This window comes from Pseudocolwellia sp. G5-9, assembly GCF_055808995.1.
Map to the genome: position 1 here is coordinate 3,209,174 of NZ_CM147893.1, position 19,734 is coordinate 3,228,907.

The 19,734-nt window shown below is 38.3% G+C and carries 11 protein-coding genes; 4 read left to right on the plus strand and 7 right to left on the minus strand.

What is annotated here, in order from left to right; all coding sequences use genetic code 11:
- Position 1 precedes the first annotated feature (1 nt).
- From AC0L5Q_RS13935 to AC0L5Q_RS13945, 3 genes are all read right to left on the minus strand, one after another.
- A complete protein-coding gene (locus tag AC0L5Q_RS13935) occupies positions 2-2,176 on the minus strand; it encodes a type I secretion system permease/ATPase (protein WP_473609783.1) in 2,175 nt (724 codons plus the stop codon).
- Between the two features lie 99 nt (positions 2,177-2,275).
- Positions 2,276-9,397 carry a retention module-containing protein gene (locus tag AC0L5Q_RS13940; protein WP_473609787.1) on the minus strand — a complete coding sequence of 2,374 codons (7,122 nt, stop codon included), beginning with the start codon at positions 9,395-9,397 and terminating at the stop codon, positions 2,276-2,278.
- Between the two features lie 272 nt (positions 9,398-9,669).
- Positions 9,670-10,242, minus strand: coding sequence for a PEP-CTERM sorting domain-containing protein (locus AC0L5Q_RS13945; RefSeq protein ID WP_473609790.1), 573 nt, complete (start codon positions 10,240-10,242; stop codon positions 9,670-9,672).
- Positions 10,243-11,044: 802 nt separating this feature from the next.
- On the opposite strand from AC0L5Q_RS13945, the gene AC0L5Q_RS13950 reads away from it, so the two are divergent.
- Positions 11,045-11,836 (plus strand): class I SAM-dependent methyltransferase, encoded by a 792-nt coding sequence (locus AC0L5Q_RS13950; protein ID WP_473609794.1) that lies wholly within the window; start codon positions 11,045-11,047, stop codon positions 11,834-11,836.
- 435 nt (positions 11,837-12,271) lie between these two features.
- Entirely contained in the window at positions 12,272-14,215 is a 1,944-nt protein-coding gene (locus AC0L5Q_RS13955) for a CRTAC1 family protein (RefSeq protein ID WP_473618310.1), read from the plus strand.
- A 124-nt stretch (positions 14,216-14,339) separates the two neighbouring features.
- On the opposite strand, the gene AC0L5Q_RS13960 is transcribed toward AC0L5Q_RS13955, so the two are convergent.
- The 4 genes from AC0L5Q_RS13960 to AC0L5Q_RS13975 all read right to left on the minus strand — a co-directional run bounded on the left by AC0L5Q_RS13960 (position 14,340) and on the right by AC0L5Q_RS13975 (position 17,544).
- A complete protein-coding gene (locus AC0L5Q_RS13960) occupies positions 14,340-15,158 on the minus strand; it encodes a DUF6933 domain-containing protein (RefSeq protein ID WP_473609798.1) in 819 nt (272 codons plus the stop codon).
- Positions 15,159-15,227: 69 nt separating this feature from the next.
- The gene (locus AC0L5Q_RS13965) at positions 15,228-16,376 is read right to left on the minus strand and encodes a hypothetical protein (RefSeq protein ID WP_473609802.1); all 1,149 of its coding nucleotides are present in this window, start codon (positions 16,374-16,376) and stop codon (positions 15,228-15,230) included.
- A gap of 324 nt (positions 16,377-16,700) precedes the next feature.
- Entirely contained in the window at positions 16,701-17,360 is a 660-nt protein-coding gene (locus tag AC0L5Q_RS13970; RefSeq protein WP_473609805.1) for a hypothetical protein, read from the minus strand.
- Between the two features lie 52 nt (positions 17,361-17,412).
- Complete coding sequence (locus AC0L5Q_RS13975; protein ID WP_473609810.1) at positions 17,413-17,544, minus strand: hypothetical protein; 132 nt, start codon at positions 17,542-17,544, stop codon at positions 17,413-17,415.
- Between the two features lie 268 nt (positions 17,545-17,812).
- Here AC0L5Q_RS13975 and AC0L5Q_RS13980 point away from each other — a divergent pair, with 268 nt between their 5' ends.
- On the plus strand, positions 17,813-18,409 hold the full coding sequence (locus AC0L5Q_RS13980) for a restriction endonuclease subunit S (RefSeq protein WP_473609813.1): 597 nt from the start codon (positions 17,813-17,815) through the stop codon (positions 18,407-18,409).
- Positions 18,409-19,683, plus strand: a complete 1,275-nt coding sequence (locus AC0L5Q_RS13985) for an N-6 DNA methylase (RefSeq protein WP_473609816.1) — start codon at positions 18,409-18,411, stop codon at positions 19,681-19,683. The genes AC0L5Q_RS13980 and AC0L5Q_RS13985 overlap by 1 nt, the downstream gene beginning before the upstream one ends.
- The last annotated feature ends 51 nt before the right edge of the window (positions 19,684-19,734 follow it).

A 19,734-nucleotide genomic window follows, 5' to 3' on the forward strand; every position in this document is an offset into this window, starting at 1 on the left:
TTCAAAGTGAAACCTCCTGATCTATTTTTCCGCCTTTAAGTTGCTCCAATACAGTATTTTTAGGGCCATCAATCACTAATTTACCTTTTTCTAAAATAATAATACGGTCGACTAAGTGTAATAGATCCATTTTATGAGTAATGAGTAGTAATGTTTTGTCTTTTGCTGTTGCTGCAATTGATTGGATAAATTGTTTTTCGGCTCGAGCATCAAGGCTTGCGGTGGGTTCGTCTAACAATAATATTTGTGGTGCATTTAAAATGGCTCTGGCTAAGGCTATTGATTGGCGTTGTCCACGAGATAAAGCAATACCGTTTTCGCCTACTTGACGATCAAGCCCTTGAGATTCATTATCAGTAAAACTGCTGACTCCTGAAAGTTGCACTGCCCTGATCAGCTGATATTCGGTCACTTGTCGTGTGCCAAATAATATATTGTCGCGAACGGTACCATGAAAAAGTGTGATGTCTTGAGGTAAATAGCCAAAATTTCTACGTAAGTCACTTGGGTGAATTTGCTGATGGTTTAAACCATCGAAACGTATGCTTCCAGATGTAGTTTGGTAAAGGCCTAATAATAATTTAGCTAAGGTGGTTTTACCTGAGCCATTTCGACCCACAATGGCAATTTTTTCACCTTGTTTAATGTTAATCGATAATTGTTGTAATGCTTCATGATCAGCCGTTGGGTATTTAAATGCTATGTTTTCTGCTGATATATTTCCTGACAGTTTTGTACGGCTAGGTAGATGAGCTTTATCTTCAAACTCACCTTCTTGATCCATTAAGGTGGTGAGCTGCCTTAGTGCGCTGATGGTTTGATTAGAACGTGTCATTAAGCCTGCGAGTTTTGCTATAGGGGAGATTGCTCTACCTGTTAACATTACTGCGGCAATAATTCCCCCCATAGATATCAGGTTATCTGAAACACGATATACGCCTAAAACTACGACTGCTACAACCGAGATTTGTAAAATAAAGCTGGCAAAATTAATAACTGAATTTGTGATTATTTTTGATTTAAGTAACCAGGTTGATGTGTGGCCGATCATTTGTTGCCATGCGTTTTGTACTACACCTTCTGCACCATTGGCTTTAATTGACTCTAAGGCGCTAAGACATTCAACTAAGTGTCCGTGGCGTAATCCAGAAAATTTGTTACTTTCTTCTATGGCAGCTCGTAATTTAGGTTGCTTTATAATGGTGTAACCAATAATTAATATGGTGGCAATAATAGGGAAGAGCACAAGGTCTCCAGCAACTAACCATATGCAAAACATAAATAAAAAGGCGAAGGGTAAGTCAACTAAAGCGGTAATAGTGGCGGATGATAAAAACTCTCTGACGTTGTCAAATTCACTGAGTTGCTTAGCCATTCCACCAACACTTGGTGATCGCTTTTCGAGTGGGATACCAATGACTTTTGCAAAAAGTTTAGATGAGACTTCAATATCAATTTTTTTACCGGCTACATCAATAAGGTAGCCACGTAATTGTTTTAATATAAAGTCAAAAATATAGGCAATCCCTGCACCAATGGCGAGTACCCACAGTGATTCAAAAGCTAAGTTAGGCACCACTTTGTCGTAAATATTCATCACAAAAAGCGGTGAAACTAAAGCAAATATATTCACCATGATAGAGGCAATAATCACATCGCGATATATTGGAGCAGCCGCTTTAAGATGTTGTAATAGCCAATGTTCTGTAGAGTCGCTGATATGAACATCAAAATTTCGGTCACCACGATATTGTTGTTTAATTAAGAACAAATAACCAACAAAATTAGACTCTAATTCTTCAATGGTAAGTCGTTCTTCTCCACCTGTTTCAGGTAAGGTAACAATCGCTTTATTTTCTTCAATATTGAGTTCTTGTAAGACGCAGGATTTTTTATCTTTTAGCATTAAGATACAAGGCAACAACATTGATGGTAATTCGTTCAAACCTTTACGTACTAATTTTGCACTGAGTCCCGCTCTTGAAGCTGCTTGTGGAAGTAGCTCTGGAGTTATGTGATTACTGGAGAGGGGGAGCCCTGCAACGAGTGCTTCAGGAGAGCATGGGTTACCAAAATGCTCGGTAAGTAATACTAAGCTATCAAGCAGTGGATCAGAATTTAACCGCTGTGAGGCATTTATAGTCCATTGCGATGAAGGTTTAGCAGAGGGTTGCACTGAATTTACATTCCTTAAAACATAATCAGCAATAGGGTAAATACATTCCCTATTGCTGATTTTAATGGTAATTACATAATGTGAGTAGCTGTAATTTAACTATAAAATATCACTTGAATCTAGATCTGCAAGCGGAATTGTTGTTGGGGCTGTGTTATCGCTGATGATAACAGCCCCATCAACTAATAGGCCATTAGTTATACTTTGGTGTTCGGTTTTTTCTAGTACTACTTGTTCTATGGATTCAATTTGTTCATCTACTGGAGTTGGTTCTGTCGTTATTTCTTCATCTTCATTAGCAAATTGTAAAAATTGATCGATGCTGTTTGAACTTCCATCACTGATTAAATCACTTAAATCAAGTTCGTTCGTAGGAGCCGCTGTTTCTTCTTGTGTATTGAGTGTATCGATAGCACTGACTTTTTGTAAGTTGGATGTATCGATAGTGGCCGATTTACTAAAAGAAGCTCCTGCAATATCGTTGATGTTATTTATCAATAAAGGGCTAGGTGCTGGCGTAGGTACAGGATCAGGTACATCGATATGAATAGTTAGTGTTGTTGTATCTGAATCAGGCTTAACGGTATCACCATCTTGAATGGTATAACTAATAACATCACTAACGTCATTTGCGGGGAGTAACATACCGCTTTTACTTGTGTAAGTGTAAGCACCACTATCTTTAACAGTAAATGTGCCGTATTCAGCAACAATCTCAAAAGATGTATTAAGGGAGTTAAATATATAATCTGTACCGTTATAACTTACGTGAGTTAGCGTTATTATGCCATCAGGTGAGGTGTCGTTAACGTCACCTGAACTTCCTCTTGCTATTAAATTTCCTTTTACTCTGCTTACTGCAGCTGTTCCACTATCATTTTCCATTAATGTAATAAAATTATTGTCCGCGTTTGCAGTAGGGGCAGTATGAGAAACTTCAATGCTCACTGTTGCTGTGTCGGTGTCAGTACCATCACTGAGCGTATAATCAAAACTTGGGTGTATTACGGTACCACCTGTAAATCCGCTATTTTGGTAGGTAAAGTTACCTTGTGCGTTAATACGTAAAATTCCATCCTGAATGGCTATGGTTGCATAGCCATCAGCGGGATCAAATATTAAATTATTACCATTAACTTGTGTTACTGATAATGCCGCTCCATCACCACCGTCGGAATCAACTTTGCCATCGCCATCATTGTGTGTGATTACATTGCCAGAAACCATTTCACCTTCATGAACCGTAAAGCTGTCGTTTTCGGCAGTAGGAGGAATGTTTACTGATGGCGTTACGTCGATATTTAAGGTAGACGTATCAGTATTCACACCATCTGAAATGGTATAAACCACTTCAGGCACCGGACCGTTGTAATCAGCGGTTGGCACAAAGGTGAAGGTGCCATTTGGATTAATGGTTAATTCACCTTCCGCTAACCTTGTAGTTGTACCTAGTGGATCTACCGTAAAGGTATTGCCGCCCACCGTAAATTCCGTAATAACTGGTGTGCCGTCGGTGCTTGAAGCGTTTGTGAGCAAGTTACCGTTGAGCGTATTATCTTCACCGATCGTTAATGTTTCATTATCATCCGTTAAATCAGATTCCGGTGTTACGTCAATATTCAAGGTAGACGTATCGGTATTGACCCCATCGGAAATCGTATAAACCACTTCAGGAACAGGTCCGTTGTAATCAGCTGTCGGTACAAACGTAAACGTTCCATTTGGGTGAATGGTTAACTCACCTTCCGCTAATGTAGCAGTGGTACCCAATGGATCTACAGTAAAGGTATTGCCGCCTACCGTAAATTCAGTAATAACCGGCGTGCCGTCGGTGCTTGCTGTATTGGTAAGCAAGTTACCGTTTAACGTGCCGTCTTCTGGCACACTGAGTGTTTCATTGTCATCGGTGAGATCCGATTCAGGCGTTACGTCAATATTCAAGGTAGACGTATCGGTATTCACACCATCGGAAATGGTATAAATCACTTCAGGAACCGGACCGTTGTAATCAGCGGTCGGCACAAACGTAAACGTTCCATTTGGGTGAATGGTTAATTCACCTTCAGTAAGAGCCGTGGTGGTACCTAGCGGATCTACCGTAAAGGTATTGCCGCCTACCGTAAATTCCGTAATAACTGGTGTGCCATCAGTGCTTGCGGCATTGGTAAGCAAGTTACCTGAAAGATCTGTATCTTCAGCGGTGGTTAATACTTCATTGTCGTCGGTGAGATCTGACTCAGGTGTTACGTCGATATTTAAGGTAGATGTATCAGTATTCACACCATCTGAAATGGTATAAACCACTTCAGGCACCGGACCGTTGTAATCAGCGGTTGGCACAAAGGTGAAGGTGCCATTTGGATTAATGGTTAATTCACCTTCCGCTAACCTTGTAGTTGTACCTAGCGGATCGACGGTAAAGGTATTGCCACCGACGGTAAATTCCGTGATTGTTGGTGTACCGTCAGTACTTGCGGCATTGGTGAGCAAGTTACCTGAAAGATCTGTGTCTTCAGCGGTGGTTAATACTTCATTGTCGTCGGTGAGATCTGACTCAGGTGTTACGTCGATATTTAAGGTAGATGTATCGGTATTGACCCCATCTGAAATGGTATAAACCACTTCAGGCACCGGACCGTTGTAATCAGCGGTTGGCACAAAGGTGAAGGTGCCATTTGGATTAATGGTTAATTCACCTTCCGCTAACCTTGTAGTTGTACCTAGTGGATCTACCGTAAAGGTATTGCCGCCCACCGTAAATTCCGTAATAACTGGTGTACCGTCGGTGCTTGAAGCGTTTGTGAGCAAGTTACCGTTGAGCGTATTATCTTCACCGATCGTTAATGTTTCATTATCATCCGTTAAATCAGATTCCGGTGTTACGTCAATATTCAAGGTAGACGTATCGGTATTGACCCCATCGGAAATCGTATAAACCACTTCAGGAACAGGTCCGTTGTAATCAGCTGTCGGTACAAACGTAAACGTTCCATTTGGGTGAATGGTTAACTCACCTTCCGCTAATGTAGCAGTGGTACCCAATGGATCTACAGTAAAGGTATTGCCGCCTACCGTAAATTCAGTAATAACCGGCGTGCCGTCGGTGCTTGCTGTATTGGTAAGCAAGTTACCGTTTAACGTGCCGTCTTCTGGCACACTGAGTGTTTCATTGTCATCGGTGAGATCCGATTCAGGCGTTACGTCAATATTCAAGGTAGACGTATCGGTATTCACACCATCGGAAATGGTATAAATCACTTCAGGAACCGGACCGTTGTAATCAGCGGTCGGCACAAACGTAAACGTTCCATTTGGGTGAATGGTTAATTCACCTTCAGTAAGAGCCGTGGTGGTACCTAGCGGATCTACCGTAAAGGTATTGCCGCCTACCGTAAATTCCGTAATAACTGGTGTGCCATCAGTGCTTGCGGCATTGGTAAGCAAGTTACCTGAAAGATCTGTATCTTCAGCGGTGGTTAATACTTCATTGTCGTCGGTGAGATCTGACTCAGGTGTTACGTCGATATTTAAGGTAGATGTATCGGTATTCACACCATCTGAAATGGTATAAACCACTTCAGGCACCGGACCGTTGTAATCAGCGGTTGGCACAAAGGTGAAGGTGCCATTTGGATTAATGGTTAATTCACCTTCCGCTAACCTTGTAGTTGTACCTAGTGGATCTACCGTAAAGGTATTGCCGCCCACCGTAAATTCCGTAATAACTGGTGTACCGTCGGTGCTTGAAGCGTTTGTGAGCAAGTTACCGTTGAGCGTATTATCTTCACCGATCGTTAATGTTTCATTATCATCCGTTAAATCAGATTCCGGTGTTACGTCAATATTCAAGGTAGACGTATCGGTATTGACCCCATCGGAAATCGTATAAACCACTTCAGGAACAGGTCCGTTGTAATCAGCTGTCGGTACAAACGTAAACGTTCCATTTGGGTGAATGGTTAACTCACCTTCCGCTAATGTAGCAGTGGTACCCAATGGATCTACCGTAAAGGTATTGCCGCCTACCGTAAATTCAGTAATAACCGGCGTGCCGTCGGTGCTTGCTGCATTGGTAAGCAAGTTACCGTTTAACGTGCCGTCTTCTGGCACACTGAGTGTTTCATTGTCATCGGTGAGATCCGATTCAGGCGTTACGTCAATATTCAAGGTAGACGTATCGGTATTCACACCATCGGAAATGGTATAAATCACTTCAGGAACCGGACCGTTGTAATCAGCGGTTGGCACAAACGTGAAAGTGCCATTTGGGTGAATGGTTAATTCACCTTCAGTAAGGGTAGCTGCTGTGCCTAGTGGATCGACGGTAAAGGTATTGCCACCCACCGTAAATTCAGTAATAACTGGCGTGCCATCAGTACTTGCGGCATTGGTAAGCAAGTTACCGTTTAACGTGCCGTCTTCTGGCACACTGAGGATTTCATTGTCATCGGTGAGATCCGATTCAGGCGTTACGTCGATATTCAAGGTAGACGTATCGGTATTCACACCATCGGAAATCGTATAAACCACTTCCGGTACGGGACCGTTGTAATCTGCTGTTGGTACAAACGTAAACGTTCCATTTGGGTGAATGGTTAACTCGCCTTCAGTAAGAGTCGCTGTTGTGCCCAATGGATCGACGGTAAATGTATTGCCACCCACCGTAAATTCAGTAATAACCGGCGTGCCATCAGTGCTTGCTGCATTGGTTAATAGATTGCCTGAAAGCGAACCATCTTCTGGCACACTGAGTGTTTCGTTGCCATCTGTTAATTCAGAGGTAGGCGACTCAGGTGTTACGTCAATATTCAAGGTTGACGTATCGGTATTCACACCATCTGAAATGGTATAAACCACTTCAGGCACCGGACCGTTGTAATCGGCTGTTGGTACAAAGGTAAACGTTCCGTTAGGATTAATGGTTAATTCACCTTCCGCTAACGTTGCGGTTGTACCTAGTGGATCGACGGTAAAGGTATTACCACCCACGGTGAATTCCGTGATTGTTGGTGTACCGTCAGTACTTGCGGCATTGGTAAGTAAGTTACCGTTTAACGTGCCGTCTTCTGGCACACTGAGTGTTTCATCACCATCGGTGAGATCTGACTCAGGTGTTACGTCAATATTGAGTGTTGATGTATCGGTATTCACACCATCGGAAATCGTATAAACCACTTCAGGCACAGGTCCGTTGTAATCGGCTGTCGGTACAAAGGTAAACGTTCCGTTAGGATTAATGGTTAATTCACCTTCTGCTAATGTAGCCGTTGTACCTAGCGGATCGACGGTGAACGTATTGCCGCCTGCCGTAAATTCAGTAATAACCGGCGTGCCATCAGTACTTGCTGCATTGGTTAATAGATTGCCTGAAAGCGAACCATCTTCTGGAACACTGAGTGTTTCATCACCATCGGTGAGATCTGACTCAGGTGTTACGTCAATATTCAAGGTTGACGTATCGGTATTCACACCATCGGAAATCGTATAAAGCACTTCAGGAACAGGACCGTTGTAATCTGCTGTTGGCACAAAGGTAAACGTTCCGTTAGGATCAATGGTTAATTCACCTTCCGCTAACGTTGTAGTTGTACCTAGTGGATCGACGGTAAATGTATTGCCACCGACGGTAAATTCAGTAATAACCGGTGTACCGTCAGTGCTTGCGGCATTGGTAAGTAAGTTACCGTTTAACGTGCCGTCTTCTGGCACACTGAGTGTTTCGTTGCCATCTGTTAATTCAGAGGTAGGCGACTCAGGTGTTACGTCAATATTCAAGGTTGACGTATCGGTATTCACACCATCGGAAATCGTATAAAGCACTTCAGGAACAGGACCGTTGTAATCGGCTGTCGGTACAAACGTAAACGTTCCGTTAGGATTAATGGTTAATTCACCTTCCGCTAACGTTGTAGTTGTACCTAGTGGATCTACGGTAAAGGTATTGCCGCCCACCGTAAATTCAGTAATAACCGGCGTGCCATCAGTGCTTGCTGCATTGGTTAATAGATTGCCTGAAAGCGAACCATCTTCTGGCACACTGAGTGTTTCATCGCCGTCTGTGAGATCCGATTCAGGCGTTACGTCAATATTCAAGGTAGACGTATCGGTATTGATCCCATCGGAAATGGTATAAACCACTTCAGGCACCGGACCGTTGTAATCAGCTGTAGGTACAAACGTAAACGTTCCGTTAGGATTAATGGTTAATTCACCTTCCGCTAACCTTGTAGTTGTACCCAATGGATCGACGGTGAACGTATTGCCGCCCACCGTAAATTCAGTAATAACCGGTGTACCGTCAGTGCTTGCTGCATTGGTAAGCAAGTTACCGTTTAACGTGCCGTCTTCTGGCACACTGAGTGTTTCATCGCCATCGGTTAAGTCAGACTCAGGTGTTACGTCGATATTTAAGGTAGACGTATCAGTATTCACACCATCGGAAATGGTATAAACCACTTCAGGCACCGGACCGTTGTAATCGGCTGTCGGTACAAACGTGAAAGTGCCATTAGGATTAATGGTTAATTCACCTTCCGCTAACGTTGTAGTTGTACCTAGTGGGTCGACGATAAAGGTATTACCATCTACCGTAAATTCAGTAATAACCGGCGAACCATCAGTGCTTGCTGCATTGGTTAATAGATTGCCTGAAAGCGAACCGTCTTCTGGCACACTGAGGGTTTCATCACCGTCTGATAATTCAGAAGCCGATGATGTAGGTATTACAGGAGCGTTAATTTCGGTATTCTGAACGTCAGGGATTATAAAATCATTGGTTAACTCGATTGTGTCATAACCAGCTTGGGCGATTGTTTCTTCTGCATTTCTTGTTAATGTAGTAAAACTGCCACCACTATTGTTAAGAATATCTCCAGCGGCAGTATCTGGAAGTTCAACATCGTCGCCTGACTCAATGAGTTCCTGAATGGCATTAATATCATCGAGTACAGCATTTTGTGAATTGGTATCTGGTGTCTCATTACCTTCAGCACTGTTAATATCACCTTCGATATTTTCAATACTGAGAGTATCGCTTGAAACACGCTGTTGACTTCCGTCATTGAAAGTAAGGGTTATCTCACTATTTTCTGAAAAAACAATTTCGGTACCTGCAGTTATGTTATCACCAACATTCAACGGAATATCTGTACCTGAATCGATGTGAACGATTCCTTTGATATCAGTTATTTTTGCATTTTTTGAGGCTACAAAATTGTTCATGAACTACATCCCGAATAATTTATTTAATTAGTTGTTAAATGGTGATTTTTTACACTTGCAGTGGCGAACGAACATTATTTTTCTATCAATTGATGTGCAATTTATTCACGCAGTAAATACTTATTATAGATGACTATAACAGTATATGGAGGACTCATCTAGATAATCCATGTTTGTCATTATTTAGTAAGGAGTTTTAATATTAAGAGGAAAATAAAAAAGGCGATATTTTAAAATATCGCCTTTAAATAGAATTAAATATAGTACTATTTTCAGATACGAGCTTTAAAGCGTCGAGCGCTTAAGCCACACAATGCAATTGCAAAAATAATTAATGTTGAAGGTTCTGGAACATTAGCTACCTTTTTGAAAATGTAATTAATATAATCACCACTCAGAGCGCGATCATCAACCCAAACAGAAACATCTGCATTGCTATCGTATTTATTGTCGCCATTAGCATCGGCTGTAACATTTTCAGCAAGTCTTGATACCGCATTTAGGTTTCCATCATACCAAGCTAAATGGTTTACAATATTTGCACCTGCACTTATTGTTGATATATCAAAAGATAATGCAAAGGCTGCTAAAGCATAATCACTAGTATTACCACCTAAAAAGTAAACTGCTGCCTCTAATCCATTCACAGGGTCAGCATCGCTCCAATGAGGAGACTCTTCACCTTTTGGGTTATTGTTACCCACTAAATCAAAAAGATTTACGTATTCCCAACGTTCACCAGCTCCGTCTAAATAAACTTCTCCTGATATTAAATTTGCATGTACGTTACTTGCGGAAAATAAAACAACAATAGTCAACGCTATGCTTAATAATTTAGAAATCATGTTACTTCTCACTTTCTCAAATTTTATGGAAAAAATATTCCAACAACTAAATGTATACTAGCATAAAATAAGCCATAAAAATAAAAGCTTTTATTAACAATGATATATGAGCTTTTCATCTATTGAGTCAAATTGTTGCTGTAAAAATAGTTGACGTTCCATTTTAATAAGTCGTTAAGATTAAGTTAATGCAATGGGCTTTTTTTGTATTGTTAATCAAAAGCCTGTCTTAACCATGCTCTGCTCTGGCGTCCTGAAACTCGCACCTTGAGTGGTAACGGGTATCTATCTATAGAAGGATAAATATGACCGCTCGAGAAAATAGATAACCAGAATTAAGATTATATAGCTTATTGTTGAAGTACTGATTGTCGTGATTTTTCCCAAAATTTTTTGATAAAAAGGCATTAAAACCAATGTAAAGGTAAACTTACAACAAGAGAGCGATATATACCCGTAGCCAATCAAGCGCTTCTTCGATGGGTCTAAAAACAATTTATACTTCGTTATTAACTTTAGTCAGGTTCCTACATGGATGTAGGACATTAGGGTAACGCAGGAGCAGTTACCGAGAATAACCATGACGTAAACTTAATGCCTTGCATACATGGATGTAGACCTTAGATTTTGTTTGGAACGTAAAATCTGTGCCTAAATTGTTTTTAGTTCCCACTGAAACCTGCATCTTGAATGGTTACGGGTATAGAATGAAACATTTTGAAATATATAATTTAACTACATTTAAATAAAAAAATGATTTACTAGTCATTCAACTTAATAGTTACTGGAAATGATGATGTTAATGTATAAAAAATTGCTAAGCATACTTTTATTAAGCTCTACGTTTAGTTCAGCATTCGCGTTTGATAGATTAAATAACATTCAAATAAATGAACTACTATCCAATAAAAATAGGCCAACAGAAGATTTAGAAAAAGATCCGATTAGAAAGCCAGCAAAAATTATACATTTCACTGATATTGCAAAAGGCGATGTAGTTATCGATTTATTTGCAGGTGGTGGATGGTATACCGAATTGTTCTCTATGGCTGTAGGACCTAATGGCAAAGTTTATGCTCAGAATGATAATGTTATTTGGCAGTTTGCTAAAAAAGGTTTAACCGAACGTACTAAAAACAACAGGCTTGAAAATGTAACACGTTTAGACAAAATTGAAATTGCCGATATGGCAATGGCAGATAAATCCGTAGATCTTGTTTTTACTGCATTAAATTATCATGACATGTTTTTTACACACCGTATTAATGATGGAAAAGTTATACAAGTTAGAGAGCAGGTAGTAGATCATAAAAAGGCGTTAGCCAATATAAAGCGTATCTTGAAAGATGACGGACAAATCGTGATTATTGATCATGTTGCGCTAGCAGGCTCTGGATTTAATGCACCAAACGACATTCATAGAATTGATCCAAATATTGTTAAGTATCAAATGCAAGAAGCAGGCTTTGAATTAGTAGAAGAAGCTTTCTACTTACGTAATAGCCATGATGATTTAAATACCAGTGTATTCGCACCTAGTACAAGAGGAAAAACAGATCGATTTGTTTATAAATTTAAAAAATTGAAAGAATAAAAACTCTACAGTGTTAACTTGAACAGAGGCTGTTAATCAATTTCATACGCCTTAATTATTTTTATATTAAGGCGTTTTTATCATTGTACGTTTACGATTACCTTGGTTTAATTGTAAGTAAAATATGAATTATTTTTATCAATTATGCTCCATTTTTTATGACTCTATAAAAACTTAAGTCCCGATCCTTCAAACTAGCAAGATTATATATAGAACCCAAAAATCACCAGTAAAGTTAATTGTTAACAATGTAGCTTGTATCGTGTATTATCGACTAGATAAGAATTTTAGGGATTGATGAAGTAACTTTTTTCTTAAATTAATCCTTTGTCCGTTGATACTTGGCTAAACAGAGTAATCGATCTAACACTAAACGGAAGATTTATATGTCGTTTTTTGTTTTGTGAATTTTAAATTAGGTGAATGTATATGAAAATGACGTTACTAAAAGCTACCTTATTAGGTGGTGTATGTCTCAGCCAGATTGGTTGTGGTGATAACAAAGAAATAGAAGCAGCGGCAGCTCCAATTGAGCAAAAAACGCCTAGTTTTACTGATGTGTCACAGCAAATTGGTTTGATCACAGAAGCTCGTTGGAAATATGGTGGACCATCAATATCAGATATTAATAATGATGGGTATTATGACTTTTTATTAACTAATCATAACGCTACACCTGTACAGTTATACTTATCAAACGCAGATGGCACCTATGCAAAAAATCCAGATATTTTTCCTAAGGTAGACTTACATGGGATCGCTTCTGGCGATTACGACCAAGATGGCGATAACGATATTTTATTATCTGTTGGTGGCGGTAATGGCTTAAAACCATCACCACAAAGATTACTGAGAAATGACAACGGAAAATTTGTTGATGTAACGGTTGAGGCAGGAATCTCTGAAATGGGAGCCCGTGGTCGATCGGTGCGCTGGGTAGATTTAGATAACGATGGTGACTTAGACTTTCTTCAGCAAAATGCAGAAAAAATGATCAATGAAGAATTACCTAGAAACATCATTTTTGCAAACAACGGAGACGGCACATTTACTTATGTACCAAGCCCATCATTTGAAGAAATAGATTCAGAACGCGTATTAATTACCGATTTTAACAATGATAACATCCCTGATCTCTTCGCCTTCAATAGTTATGCTAAATCGGTATTATTAATAGGTAATGGCGATTTTAGCTTCACTAATGCGACAGACGATATGTTTCCAGCAGATTCAAATAATTACCCTGGAGTTATTTCTGTTGCACAAGCCGATATTGATAATGATGGCGATCTCGATTATTACTTAGCTAGAGGCAAGTTATACTACACTATTGCGGATAACAGTATTTCTTTTAATGAAGAGAAAGGTCGTTTAGATCTTCGAGACCAAGGCTCAAAAAGCCATGATGGTATTACTTTACTAGCAGATAAAGATATCGGCTTAACAGACTTCTATCATTTTCCATTCGGTAAAATTATGGACGCTATGCCGGTATTTATCGGTAAAAATAAAACACCACTTAAAACACCTACTGAAGAGGTTAAAATTACTCAAGAGCAAGGAGCTGGTTTCCCTGAAGAAATTACAGATACAGGTTGGTATTTGGGTTACTTAGGTGAAGGAAAATGGCGATTAGAGTGGATGCTGACAGAAAAATTAGCGTGGGATATTCGTTCTTCTATCACTGGATTAAGTGGATACATTCCAGACTGGACACCACAAAATAGAGGTATTCCTGATGTATTACTACGTAATGATAATGGTAAGTTAGTTAATCTATCTAATCAACTACCACCAGAAGCATTGAGTAACAACTGGGGAGTTACACCGGGCGATTTTGATAATGATGGCAATACAGATTTCTTCGTATATCGTTTTGGTGAGTTAAGAGAGCGAGTAGCTGATGTTATGTTACTAAACAACGGTAAAGGTGGATTTAAAACCGTTATTGAACATGGCGCTACAACCGAAATTGGCTTAGATTCACACGGCGATATGGGTACAGCATTTGACTATAACTTAGATGGAAAAATCGATATTTTAAGTGGTGATGACGACAATGGAAAATGGCACATGTATCGTAATGATATCGCATTAACCGATAGCAGCCATTATCTTCTTACTCATATTGGCTACTCTGAAACTGGAATAGACCCACTAGGAGCTAAAGTTACAATTACTACGGCTACAGGCCAACAATTTAAATTAATTGGTTCTTCTAGCGCATCACATTCACAAAGTGTATTGAATATTGCTCATTTTGGTTTAGGTAAAAATCAACAAATTAAATCAATAAAAGTAAGATGGCGTGACGGTACTGAAAGCATAAAAGAAAATGTTAAAGCCGATCAACTTATTGTTATTGGTAAAACAAAGTAATATCAAAGATATAACACCTATATTGCACAGTATAAAATGGCGCTAATTTAGCGCCATTTTTTTGATTTATTGAATACCTTAACTAGAAAGGGCTAGTTTTTATTAAGTGATATTTAAAGAAAGCTTACTCTTTTGCTGGTTTTGCGTTTTTTCTAAAGGCATCAAGGTTTATTACATTACTTGAATTACTCTGTAATGATTGCTCTGTTTCCTCAGTATCAATCTCTGTTTCTAATTCGTCATTTTTTAAAGCTTGTTGATAAAAATCGAATTCGTCTTGCTGAAATTGGTTGATTTTTTGGGTTATTTCTTTATCACTACAGTCTGAATAGTCAACTAGCCAGTTACGTAAAAACTCATGGTGGGGAGAAAAGTAATCTTTCTGATTTTTGTTTTTTCTTAATAGTTGATTAACAAAACCATCAAATTTGATTAACTCGTAGTCTTGTGGAATATAATCGTTTTCATCAACATTATTGTCAAAATACCAAGCAACATCATTAGTGGTTGCTTGTACTGATCGGTCACCACGTTGATGAAAAGTACATCCTGAATGAGCCGCGGCATAATGGTCTAAGCTCTCTTCAATATAGTCTTCATCATCAATAACCATTTGCATTAGTTGTTGAACATGCAAACCTAAATGATGATCAAACATATTCAAAAAGGCAATTTCATCGCCTTTTTTTAATCCGGTAAAAGTCATCGAAAAACGTGAGTGATAATCCATTACAATAATTGTTTTTTTACGTTTTACGGTAATTACATGCACTAACCAATGCCAATCTTTAAGGTTGCTGCCCACTTCTATTTCTTGCTGCTGTGCCTGTATTGATGCCTCTATCGTTTTATGTGTTGCAGGTTCAATAGGAGAGTATTTTTGACCTTTGATTGTTCGAATAAAAAACTCAGTTGCTGATTTAGTGCAATTAAAAATTAACATTTTTGTGTAGTGACAATTAAGTTAGCCCTCAACCTCTAATATTTCCCTTAAAGTTTGCCCGTAAGAGGGCTAGTCATCTTTAGGCCACCTTAAGTATGGTTCAGCGTATGCAAATTTTGCATGTTCTAAAGCTACTTTATACTTTCTATAAAAGTCCTTTCCCTTAAAGTCTGATAAAGCTTTCATCTTTTGTTTTAAAGACATTTTGTTAATAATCTTCTGACGCTTGCTATAGTTTGAAATGCCCATCTTTTCTAGATAATCCAACAATATCCATCGATTAACTTCGCACCTCTTTGTTAAGCGCTCATCAGATCTTGTGGGGATAATTGCTAAATTGGAGAAACAACGTAAATGCTTACAATTTTGGCAGTCTACTTTAGTGCTTTTATATATTTCTTCGGTTATTGTTTTGCGGTTTATAACTCCAGTATATATGTGTTTAATTTCTGCAAAATTATTCCAGAAATCTCTGAATTTCTTATATTTACTTTTTTTGGCTGATTCGTAGATTTGATTCATCATGTAAGGCTCAGTGAGGTAACTTTCTGATGCATAATTTTTATCTAACAGACCTTTAGGAAAATTTTTCCAATTTGCTTTTATGAACTCTTTAAGGTCGTCGGTTAAACAAGGAGCAATATAATCGCACTTTTTTTCATGCTTATATTTCCTAAAATCATGAAAATATTCGCTTCTATATCTAGGCCCTTCGTAAACTTTAGGGTGAACGCCCCTATAGATGTAACCTAGAGCTACAATAGCTTCATTACGGTTTGTGGGCTTGGCGATGTAAAGGTCAGTTTTGTGAATGGGACAAAAAGAGTTATGAGACCATGTAACATTGATTATCCCATAACCAAAATCCTGAATATGCTTTTTGATACACTTAGGACAATATTTTATTGATGAGCTACTTGTACTATTTCTTTTTTTATCCTTGTTTTTCCCAAAAAACCTCTCTAAATCATCTCTGTAAGCAACAGGTTCATCGAATGTTTTGTCTGTAATTTTTGCAAGTCCAATATCCCTTAGTAAATTAAGAATGATTGAATCTTCAATTGGCTTATATAAATGAATAGTATTATTTAAAATCTTAGGGAATGAAGCCCAGCCACCTTTAGTTGTAATAATATTTGAAAAATCAGAAACGCCATTAATAATATGAGTACGATAAATAATACTGTGGATAGATTCATCTTCTTGTACTTTTAACAACTTAATTATCCACTTTACTTATTATTGTATTAATTATTTAGTGTCGTATTGGTATTTAATACAAAAGGCCAGCGGCCACAAAAGTGACGGCTGGCTTTTCTGCCCACCCTATCCCGTATCACATGTTATTATTCGGCTAATCAGCAGTACCTTTGGCCTAGCTTAATTCAAAGCAATAACGATATGCTCCTCAAATTGTTTGAATAGCGCTGTGGTAGCGAACTGGCTATTCACAGGGCTTACCGAAATTGGTGCTTCAAACGGTTGTGGTTACCCACATGTTTTGGCGTTAAGGTGCCAACTTCCTATTTGGGTTTCTTAAACTTACCAAACAGCAGGGTATTCAACAACCCCATTAACTGCAAAGCCATGATTTAGTAATGCTTGTCGGGTTATGAATGGTAATGTGTTTGCGTCACTTGGATATTCAGCTAAGGATTTTTCCGCATAGTTATCAATAACATTAAGCAACTCAGATAATTCATACTGTTTTGAAATGATTGAACCCCAAATTGCATCTTCAACCATTGATTCTAACTCTAAATTGGAATTTTGAAATGCTAGGCGGCTCTGATAAATAATTCTAAACTTGTTTTCACCTTGATGATGAACTACAAGTTTTTGTTTTGGGATCTTCTTAATTAATTTGTACCCTGATCTTCTAGGATCATAAAATACTTGGTTTATAACAACCTTCCCTTCAACTTTATGGAAAGTCTTTTTCTTGGTTTCTGGATCAATGCACCAATAAACTCGAAAAGAATTTCGTCGTAATTTATGACCGTAAATTTCAAGAAGTGGCTTGAGCGCTTCCTCTGTCCCAAGCTTTGTTCCTTTACTCCATGCACTTACAACAGACTGTTGAGTCCTACAAGCATCTCTGATTTCGTTTTGAGTCCAACCATCATTTAACGCCAACCTTACTAACTGCTTGGTCTGTTTAAATTTCCGCTTACTCTTTTTGGGATTTGCTGTTGCTTCCATAATTATCCTTAAAATGAAGCAGGTGAATAACCACCTGCTTCTCCATTACCAGTTACTTTTTCTGGTTGGGGTTCATTTGCTTACCTTTATTACCATGTACTTTAGCATTGGCAGGGTTATTTCCTGAAGTGCCTTTATTATTATTTCCTTGATTAGCTTTGTGATTATTATTTTGAACAGACATTATTTTACTCCTAGTTGATTGCCTAATTGAATCTTATGAAAGGAGCAGAAAAATAAAATTGATATTATTATGATAAAACGTGATATCCAGTGATAAGTTATTTATTCATTTTAAATCAATAGGATACCAAACAAAAAAGATACGGCCATAAATTCGTATGGCCAGTACGATATAAAATAATTTCAAAAACTACTTGCGTAGTATTAAGCTAATAGTCTAATATCACCCCAACAAACAGATCGTACAGCAAAAACGAATGGAGGTAATAATGAAAACTATCGAACTATTATGTAAGGAATTAATAACAGGTGCAACAAATGCTCTTTTTGAAAAGAGTGAGCAGCAGGATGAAAATATAATTCACCTGTTAACAGGAAGCTCTTTAAACCTAAATGGTGAAATTGTTGAGCAACAACTTAGCAACGTTACCATCAAAGAGGGCAAAGATATTCAGCGTTTTCAATTAGAAGAAGGCGATGTTGTACTTCTTTCAAAAGGTAACTCAATCCGAGCAGGTTATGTTACGGCTAAAATAGCAAACCTCAATGTTATCGTCTCTACCAACTTTATTTTATTAAGACCAAACAAAGACAAATTAGTTGGAGAAGTATTAGTAGCCTACTTTAACTCCCCGGAAGGTCAAAATTTGCTTGATAGCATCAGCAGAGGTGCAGCAATAAAAAACATCAGCCTATCAAGTATTAAGAATCTTGAAATTGAATTACCTACATTGGAGAAGCAACAGGAGATCGCAGAGTTGTTCCATGCAAGTAATCAGGCTTATAAATCTACTCTAGACTTGGCTGCACAACAAAAGAAGGTTGCCACAGCTTGTATCAGCCAACTAATGCAAGGAGCAGCATAATGGAGAACTTAGAAAAACAGTTATGGCTTGCTATGCAAGAGTGCCGTGGCTCGATGGATATAACACACCTGATTGAGTTATTTTCCCATGTTGCTTTTATTGCAAAAGAGGCACCTGAATTATTTCAAACAATTGTGAATACAGGTCAAGCAAAACAGTTCGAAATGTTGATAGAAGCAGGAAGATCTCTAGAAGATAAACATCCAATAGAAATATGTGCTGCTCCAAATCAGTATCGAGTTGATACCCGAGTGCTCAGTGTAGCTATTTCGTTTATAGCAGAAGTTTCTGATTTAAATTTGCTTGCCAAGTTATTAAGAGGCTTTACTAATGATGCAGGAAAAATGGGAGTGGGAATTGCATCCAATCTTAACATGGAAAGAATTTTTACATCGCTAGTGGGTGACTGTAGTGACAAGTCTCTGTATGACGGAGTCTGCGGTTTAGCTAGAGTTGCTTCAAATTTAAATGCAGGAAAGTTCTACTTAGAAGAAAAAAACCAAAACACTTGGATTACGGCTTATCGCTTATTAACCATAGAAGATAAGTATTTTGAGCTAGTTTCTGGTGATTCGCTTTTAGAATCAGGCTTTGGGTATAAGCAACATTTTGATCTAGTAGTAATGGAGCCACCAATGGCTCTAAAATTTGGGGCTGAAGATCGTCGTAGACTTGCTGAATCACCTTTTATTACTGTACCAACAGGCAATACAGTATCTGCCAACTCTGGTGATAGTTTATGGATCCAACAAGCATTAAGTAACCTTAATGATACTGGTAAAGGGTACATATTGTTACCTCAAGGGCTTTTATTTAGAGGCGGTTACGATGCTAAGGTTCGCGAATACTTATTAGAGAATGAGTTATTAGAAGCAATTATTGGCTTACCAGCATCAATACTGGATTTCACCGGAATTTCACCCGTTATATTAGTGCTTAATAAGAATAAACCTGCTGGCTCCCCTGTAATTTTTGTCGATGCAAGTGAGATAGGCACACTTAATAGAAACAACATCGAGATATCAGAAGAAGATGCAAAGTTAATAGCAGATTTAGCCTCAGGTAAGCTTGCTGATGATGAACGCTACAGAGCAGTATTTATACCTGAAATTAGAGTTAACAATAACGAATTAAATATCGCTAAATACATTCATAAGAATATTGAAGTTGAAAAATTCGATATGGCTGAAGAGCTGAAAAAATTAAATAGCTGCCAAGTAAACTTTGAGCAGTCTCAACAAAAGTTAACATCGTTACTGAATAAATTTCAATAAGTTAGTAGTATAAGCAACTTATAATGTTGCTTCTCATTAATTAGTAACGGA